The 6,874-nt window shown below is 33.3% G+C and carries 10 protein-coding genes; 1 reads left to right on the top strand and 9 read right to left on the bottom strand.

The window, feature by feature from the left end:
• The 9 genes from MRZ08_RS06350 to ylxM form a co-directional block, all read right to left on the bottom strand.
• Positions 1-310: hypothetical protein (locus MRZ08_RS06350; protein ID WP_297380730.1), on the bottom strand; the 310-nt coding region annotated here is incomplete at its 3' end.
• Positions 311-853: 543 nt separating this feature from the next.
• Entirely contained in the window at positions 854-1,738 is an 885-nt protein-coding gene (locus tag MRZ08_RS06345) for a transcriptional regulator (protein WP_297380727.1), read from the bottom strand.
• A gap of 347 nt (positions 1,739-2,085) precedes the next feature.
• Positions 2,086-2,433: a 50S ribosomal protein L19 gene (rplS, locus tag MRZ08_RS06340; protein WP_297380724.1), complete on the bottom strand. Its 348-nt coding sequence runs from the start codon at positions 2,431-2,433 to the stop codon at positions 2,086-2,088.
• A complete protein-coding gene (gene trmD / locus MRZ08_RS06335; protein ID WP_297380722.1) occupies positions 2,411-3,127 on the bottom strand; it encodes a tRNA (guanosine(37)-N1)-methyltransferase TrmD in 717 nt (238 codons plus the stop codon). Before trmD ends, rplS begins: the two co-directional genes overlap by 23 nt.
• On the bottom strand, positions 3,120-3,608 hold the full coding sequence (gene rimM / locus MRZ08_RS06330) for a ribosome maturation factor RimM (RefSeq protein ID WP_297380719.1): 489 nt from the start codon (positions 3,606-3,608) through the stop codon (positions 3,120-3,122). The genes trmD and rimM overlap by 8 nt, the downstream gene beginning before the upstream one ends.
• Complete coding sequence (locus tag MRZ08_RS06325; RefSeq protein WP_297380716.1) at positions 3,605-3,829, bottom strand: KH domain-containing protein; 225 nt, start codon at positions 3,827-3,829, stop codon at positions 3,605-3,607. Before MRZ08_RS06325 ends, rimM begins: the two co-directional genes overlap by 4 nt.
• Before the next feature lies 1 nt (position 3,830).
• Positions 3,831-4,076 carry a 30S ribosomal protein S16 gene (gene rpsP, locus MRZ08_RS06320; protein ID WP_297380713.1) on the bottom strand — a complete coding sequence of 82 codons (246 nt, stop codon included), beginning with the start codon at positions 4,074-4,076 and terminating at the stop codon, positions 3,831-3,833.
• Positions 4,077-4,097: 21 nt separating this feature from the next.
• Positions 4,098-5,435: a signal recognition particle protein gene (gene ffh / locus MRZ08_RS06315; protein WP_297380710.1), complete on the bottom strand. Its 1,338-nt coding sequence runs from the start codon at positions 5,433-5,435 to the stop codon at positions 4,098-4,100.
• Positions 5,436-5,446: 11 nt separating this feature from the next.
• Positions 5,447-5,770 carry a YlxM family DNA-binding protein gene (ylxM, locus tag MRZ08_RS06310; RefSeq protein ID WP_297380708.1) on the bottom strand — a complete coding sequence of 108 codons (324 nt, stop codon included), beginning with the start codon at positions 5,768-5,770 and terminating at the stop codon, positions 5,447-5,449.
• Positions 5,771-6,536: 766 nt separating this feature from the next.
• Between ylxM and MRZ08_RS06305 the strand changes: the two genes are divergently transcribed.
• A partial coding sequence (locus MRZ08_RS06305; RefSeq protein WP_297380706.1) for a helix-turn-helix transcriptional regulator occupies positions 6,537-6,874 on the top strand: 338 nt, incomplete at its 3' end.

The raw sequence follows: 6,874 nt of genomic DNA, 5'->3' as shown, positions 1-6,874 counted from the left end.
TATTCCTCATATCTTCAAATGAATAGCAGCCTACACAATGTAAATTACATCTGTGAGTTACATGTAAATACGCTGATTCTATTCCATTTTCTAAATCACTAAAATATCCTCCTTCAATAAGTGCTGCCGTTAATTCTGGATATTCAGCTTTGATTTTTTCAATATCACAACCATTTTCTTCAATGCTTTTAATTAAATCATATCCATTTTTATTAAGACCAATTATTGAAGACGTAGATGTATTACCAATTATAGGTATACCATTTATTTTCATCCATCTAATGTTATTGTTAAGTTTTTCTTTTCTCATTTATCCTCCATCACAAATGGTATAATATGTATTTATTAGTATAATTAATATTTTCAACTTATAATTAACGATTACGTGCTTAAATTTTTCATATAATATTTTATACTATGTTAAGTTCAGATATCATAATTTATTGTATAATCTTTTTATTTATTTTTATAATATATCAAATTATAAAAAATTTCAAAGGCACATATGCCTTTGACAATCAAGATATTATTAACTAAGATTTATATAAGGAAAGACATTAAATATCAAGAAATATAATTAATCTTGTTATTTGTGACTTGTAAAGCAATACTAATCTTTATGGTTAAAATTAGTTACAATAAATATAATTTAGGAGGTGATTTTATGAAAAAGCTAAAGAGATTTTTATTCTTTGTTTCGTTATTTGCAATAACTTACATATGTTTTACTAATGTATCCTATGCTATTTATGGCAACGAGGATGATATCGATATAAAAAGCATTGAATGTTATTCACCGATTTGACAAATAAAAAAAGTAGCTAGTTTAAAAAATGTATTCTAGTTACTTTTTTTAAGGTTTGTAAATAATTTTGTTTATTTTCTCATTTATTGCCATACTAAGTTTTAAATTCTTGCTATATTTTGAAAAAATAATAGTTGAATGCAAACTTTTTTCATAATTTTCATTTGCTCTATAAAGAGTTATAAATTTTACAAATTTAAGATAAATTAGTCCGTCTATTGAAGATAACTCACTTGATAATTCCAATCCTTCATTTATTGTTTCTATTGTTTTATTAAAATTTCCATAATACTTATAAAAATTAGCAAGATTATTGCAAGATGCTATTTTTATCATAAAGTCCTTATTTTGATTTTTACACTTTTCAAGTATTTCTAAAGAATCAATGTTTTTAAAAGATTTTGAACTTGTAGCTATATTTAATAAAATGCGTAATTCTATAGGAGATAAGTCTATAGTATAAAAATTTTCCCTATTTATCTTTGACGAGCTTAGGTCTTCAAAATGATTTTTTAGATACTCATCGCTTACTTCAGCATTAAGATATCTAATAAAAAGTTCCAGTAAGTCTATCTCATATCTTTTTGCTTGGAGATCTCTACTATCTTTTATCAAGTTGATTTTATCTAATAAAGTAGTTCTTATTTCTTTGCTTAAAAATATGGCATTTATATCAAGTGATTTTTTTATATCTTCTAAAATACACAAATTTCCATAGATATATTTCTTATATAAACTTGGAACATCAATTCCATATGCTTTAGATAACTCTATTAAGCTATCTACAGATGCGGATTCAATCTCTCCTCTTTCAAGTCTTCCTATAGATCTTTGGCTCAAATTTGCTATTTCTGCTACATCAGCTTGCCTAAGACCTTTTCTTTCCCTTATTTCTATTAACTTTTTCCCAAATTCTTTTCTTTCATCTGTCATTTTAGCCTCTATTTATCTCTAATTTAATATAATAATACCATAAATCAGGCGGATAATAAATGAATAATCTCATTTTATCAGGATAATTGCTTGTATTTTGAAAAATCAGAAAAATTTAAAATTAAAAAGGACCATTGTTTATATAACAAAAGTCCAATGTTAAATTCAGAATCTTTTTCAAAGATTTTGTAAGGAAAGTAATCTTTTTAGAAGCAATGCTCGTTTTCCTCGCATCACTTCTAAAAAATTACATAAGGTTTCTCATCAGTTTTTACTTCGCAAGCTTTGCTTACTCGAAAAACTGTGAGAATCGAAAAAAACATCGCTTACGATGTTTTTTTCTACCATTAGTAATTTGTTTTTTCTTTAACTTTAGCTGCCTTACCTTGACGATCTCTAAGGTATTTAAGTTTAGCTCTTCTTACCTTACCACGTCTAACAACGTGTAGTTTTTCGATTCTTGGTGAGTGATATTGGAATGTTCTTTCTACTCCAACTCCGTAGCTGATTCTTCTAACTGTGAAAGATTTGTTGATTCCGCCTTCATTGATATAGATTACAGTTCCTTCGAAGTCTTGGAGTCTTTCCTTATCTCCCTCTTTGATTCTGTAGCTTAGTCTTACTGTATCTCCTACGTTGAAATCGAAGTTTTCTTTACGTAGGTTTTCTTGTTCAATTTTTTTGATTAATTCCATCTTTGCTCTCCTCTCGTAAGAATTTCTCGTATAAGTCTGGCCTAACTCTTTTTGTTTTCTCTATTGCACTTTTCCTGTTCCACTCGGCTATCTTCTTGTGATCTCCGCTTACAAGCTCGCTTGGAACGAAGTATCCGTTGAAGTTTCTTGGCTTTGTGTATTCGTCTTGTTGCAAAAGAGTGTTGTAGTGGGAGTCTGTGGTTAGAGATTCTTTCTTTCCTACAACTCCGTCTATAAATCTTGCCATTGAATCTATAAGGACCATGGCTGGGATTTCTCCGCCTGTTAGGACATAGTCACCTATAGATAATTCGTAGTCGACATAGTGGTTGGTAATTCTCGCATCAATTCCTTCGTAGTGGCCACATATTATTATTAGATCTTTGATTTCTGCAAAGTCGATTGCTAATTTCTGATTTAATTTCTTGCCTGCTGCTGACATGAAGCAGACTTTTGATTTTGGTTTCTTCACAGACATCAAACAATCATATAGAACTTGTGGTTTGATAAGCATACCGGCTGCCCCACCGTATACTGTATCATCTACGTGATTGTGCTTGTCATTACTGAAATCTCTTATGTCTACTATATTTATTTCTAGTTTATTGTTCTCGATTGCTTTTCCTATTACTCCATAAGTCTTGAGGAACTCGAAGCTTTCTGGAAATAGGGTAAGTATGGTAACTCTATTCATAATCTGCTAGGTTATCTACTTCTATTTTGTTGTTTGCTATATCAACATTTTTGATAACAGTCTTTAAGGCTGGTAATAATATTTCTTTATTGTCCTTAGTTTCTATGACATAAACATCGTTTGGATAGACTCCAGATATTACGTCCTTGACCTTTCCCACTTTTTGCCCATTGGAGTAAGTATCAAGTCCTATGAGCTTATAGATGTAGAATTCATCTTCTTTAAGCTCTCCTAAGTCTTCTTCTTCTATAGTTATGTCTTTGCCAACTAGTTTTAGGGAATCATTTATGTCGTTGTATTCGACAAATTTTATGACCTTTAGGCCCTTTTGGTCGAAGGAGTCTTCTATAGTGAGAAGCTCATCTCCAATGTAGACCTTACTTCCCTTATCGAATCTTTTCTCATAATCAGAAAATGATTTTACTTTTACATTTCCCTTGATTCCGTGTGTTGTTATTACCTCAGCTACTGTTATTCTCATATTCTTATGTTGACCTTAACATCTTCCTTGATTGCACAAGCACGGGCTATGGCTCTTATGGAATTGATGATGTTTCCATGAACTCCTATAACTCTGCCCTTGTCGGATTCTGCAACGTGGATTAGTATGTCTACTTCTCCACCATCTCTATTTTCTTCGATAGATACAGCTTCCTTATCTTCTACTAATTCTTTAACGATTAGTTCTACTAATTCTTTCATCTTATGCTAGTACGTCGTTGTCTTTGAATAGTTTTTCAACGATAGATGTTGGTTTTGCACCATTTTGAATCCATTGTTTAGCTTTTTCGTTGTCTACTCTAAACTCTTTTGGGTTTGAGATTGGGTTATATGTTCCAATTTCTTCGATGAATTTACCATCTCTTGGGCTTCTTGAATCTGCTACTACAACTCTGTAGAATGGTTTTTTCTTTTGTCCCATTCTCTTTAATCTAATTTTAACTGCCATTGTTTCCTCCTATTGATTTACTTAAAAGAAAGGCATTTTCGGTAGTTTTCTGCCTCTTTTGTTGGCTTTCATGCCTGTCATTTTCTTCATCATTTTCTTCAGTTCTTTGAACTGTTTGAGCAATTTGTTAAGTTCTTTGATGTCAACCCCTGAACCCTTGGCTATTCTTTCTTTTCTGCTCTTGCCAATGATTTCAGGTTTTTCTCTTTCTTCCTTGGTCATGGAACTTATGAGGGCTTCGATTCTAACAAATCCCCTATCGTCGATATCAACTCCCTTAAGCATCTTGGAGTTTACTCCTGGAATCATCGCAAGTAAGTCTTCCAATGGCCCCATGTTTCTTATCTGTTGAACTTGTTCCATAAAGTCATCCAAGGTGTAAGTTTGCTCACGCATCTTACGTTCTAGTTCCTTGGCGTTTTCGATAGACAGCTCTTTTTCTGCCTTTTCTATTAGAGATAAGACATCTCCCATGCCGAGGATCCTGTTTGCCATCCTATCTGGGTGGAATGGCTCAAGGTCTTCGAGCTTTTCCCCAACACCGATAAACTTGATTGGTTTTCCTACAACTTGTCTAATTGATAGGGCTGCACCACCTCTGGCATCACCGTCTAGCTTTGTGAGTACTACGCCTGTGATGTCTAGGTAATCGTCAAAGGTCTTTGCAACATTGACCGCTTCTTGTCCTGTCATTGCATCGACAACAAGAAGTATCTCGTCAGGATTTACAGCTTCCTTAATATTTTTAAGCTCATCCATTAGGTCCGTATCAATTTGTAAACGACCAGCCGTATCGAGGATTACCACATCGTGATTGTTAAGCCTTGCATAATCTTTTGCTTCTTTTGCAGTCTTAACTGGGTCTTGCTTATCCTTATCGAATACTTCCACACCAGCAGTTTTTCCCACAACCTTAAGTTGTTCGATTGCTGCAGGTCTGTAGATATCTAAGGCTGTAAGCATTGGGTTTCTGTTTTCCTTCTTTAGCTTAAGTGCAAGCTTACCCGAATGGGTTGTCTTACCAGAACCTTGTAGACCTACCATCATAACCATATGTGGGGTAGAGCCCTTAAGGTCAAGCTTAGAATTTTCCTTACCCATTAGAGCCGTTAGCTCTTCGTTTACGATCTTTACTACCATCTGTCCTGGTGATAGGGAAGTCATAACATCTTGCCCAAGTGATCTTTCCTTGATTGTCTTTACAAAGTCCTTAACGACCTTGTAGTTAACATCTGCTTCTAGTAAAGAGAGTCTTATCTCTCTCATAGCGGCATCTATATCTTTTTCACTTAATTTTCCTTTGCCTGTAAGCTTTCCAAGAGTCTCCTGGAGTCTTTCCGAAAGGCCTTCAAATACCATAGCATCCCTCTCTAAATCGTATCTATTACGTCTGTTATCTTACTAATTGCCAATTCATAATTTGAACTTTCCATCAGCTCTCTTATACTAATAAGAGCATCTTTCAGTTCCTCGCGGCTTTTCAGTAAAGAAAGCTCATCTTCAAACTCAAATAATTTATCGACAGATCTTGCCATCATATCCGAAATAGCTTGCTTGCTCCTATCGGTATTGTCAGCAATCTCCTGTAAGGATAAATCTTCGTTATAATAACAATTAATAACATCTCTTTGTTTTTCATTAAGAAGTGCGCCGTATATGTCAAATAATTGAGCCACTTTTACTATTTTTTCCATAAAATCACCTGTCAAGTCTTTTACTTGACTTGAATATTATACACCCTTTGTAAGGTTGAGTCAAGGAAAAATATTGACTAGAGAAATAGGAAATTTGAGATGTCTCGACTACGCTTCGCTTCGCTCGACATAAGGGAAGTGACGGCTATAAGTATGAATTATATAAACAGGAAAATCTCTTTCTTTTCCTAATGCCGACCTAAACTACTTTCCCTTATCCCTAATGGTTCTGGCCACAGCGAACATAGTGAGCTGATGGCAGACCTTAATCGAGGCTTGGCGAGGTGAAGGTCTTTGGACCTGAGCCCGCAAGCTACCGTCGAAAGCAAGCCCGTCCGGCTCTGGGAGGACAGTGGAGGGATCTCTTTTACTTTGAGATGTCTCGACTACGCTTCGCTCCGCTCGACATAAGGGAGGTGAACTAAGACACTAATGCAGAATGAAGATATAATAACAATACGTATATTACGATCGATATTTTATTAAACGCATTCCTTCTTTATATTAAATATTACTGATTAACGACAATTACACTATTTTATCCACTTCAATTGCTTTGTTGTGACAATTCGATTGGACAACTGGTTAATCACTAGTATGTAACAAGATTTGTTACTATAATTTACAATAAATTGAATCTTCAAATAATATTCAAGTTTTTATAATACAAAACCACTTGATCTGTACAATTTGTACAAATGAAGTAGTAAGGTATTATCATTTATAAGCCATAATAAAAATATATAAAGTTAGACAGGAGCATAAAATGATTGGAAAACAAATAAAATTATTGAGAAATATGAACAACTATACACAAGCTGACCTTGCAAAAAAATTAAATTTAACACCTAAAGCTATATCTTTTTACGAAAATAATCAGAGAATGCCTTCAACTGAAACTCTATATAAAATTTCTGAAATATTTAATGTAAGCTTTGATTTTTTATATGGTAACGATGAATATGAGTCACCCTATCAAAAAGACCATATGACAATTAAAATATATAATAAAATCCCAGAAGGAATACCTATAGAAGATATCAATGATGTGGGAGAAAAGCTAGATATTTCTTTAAGAAAATACGATAGTAATAAATATTATTT

The sequence above is a fragment of the Anaerococcus sp. genome (genome assembly GCF_022770135.1).
In the GTDB taxonomy this organism is placed as follows: domain Bacteria; phylum Bacillota; class Clostridia; order Tissierellales; family Peptoniphilaceae; genus Anaerococcus.
This window is presented reverse-complemented; position numbering and strand designations above follow the sequence as displayed.

Excerpts from the sequence above, each read along its gene's own strand:
- rpsP (WP_297380713.1), bottom strand. The coding sequence starts at position 4,076 with ATGGCAGTTAAAATTAGATTAAAGAGAATGGGACAAAAGAAAAAACCA.
- ylxM (WP_297380708.1), bottom strand. The coding sequence starts at position 5,770 with ATGGAAAAAATAGTAAAAGTGGCTCAATTATTTGACATATACGGCGCA.
- MRZ08_RS06325 (WP_297380716.1), bottom strand. The coding sequence starts at position 3,829 with ATGAAAGAATTAGTAGAACTAATCGTTAAAGAATTAGTAGAAGATAAG.
- MRZ08_RS06345 (WP_297380727.1), bottom strand. The coding sequence starts at position 1,738 with ATGACAGATGAAAGAAAAGAATTTGGGAAAAAGTTAATAGAAATAAGG.
- ffh (WP_297380710.1), bottom strand. The coding sequence starts at position 5,435 with ATGGTATTTGAAGGCCTTTCGGAAAGACTCCAGGAGACTCTTGGAAAG.
- trmD (WP_297380722.1), bottom strand. The coding sequence starts at position 3,127 with ATGAATAGAGTTACCATACTTACCCTATTTCCAGAAAGCTTCGAGTTC.
- rimM (WP_297380719.1), bottom strand. The coding sequence starts at position 3,608 with ATGAGAATAACAGTAGCTGAGGTAATAACAACACACGGAATCAAGGGA.
- rplS (WP_297380724.1), bottom strand. The coding sequence starts at position 2,433 with ATGGAATTAATCAAAAAAATTGAACAAGAAAACCTACGTAAAGAAAAC.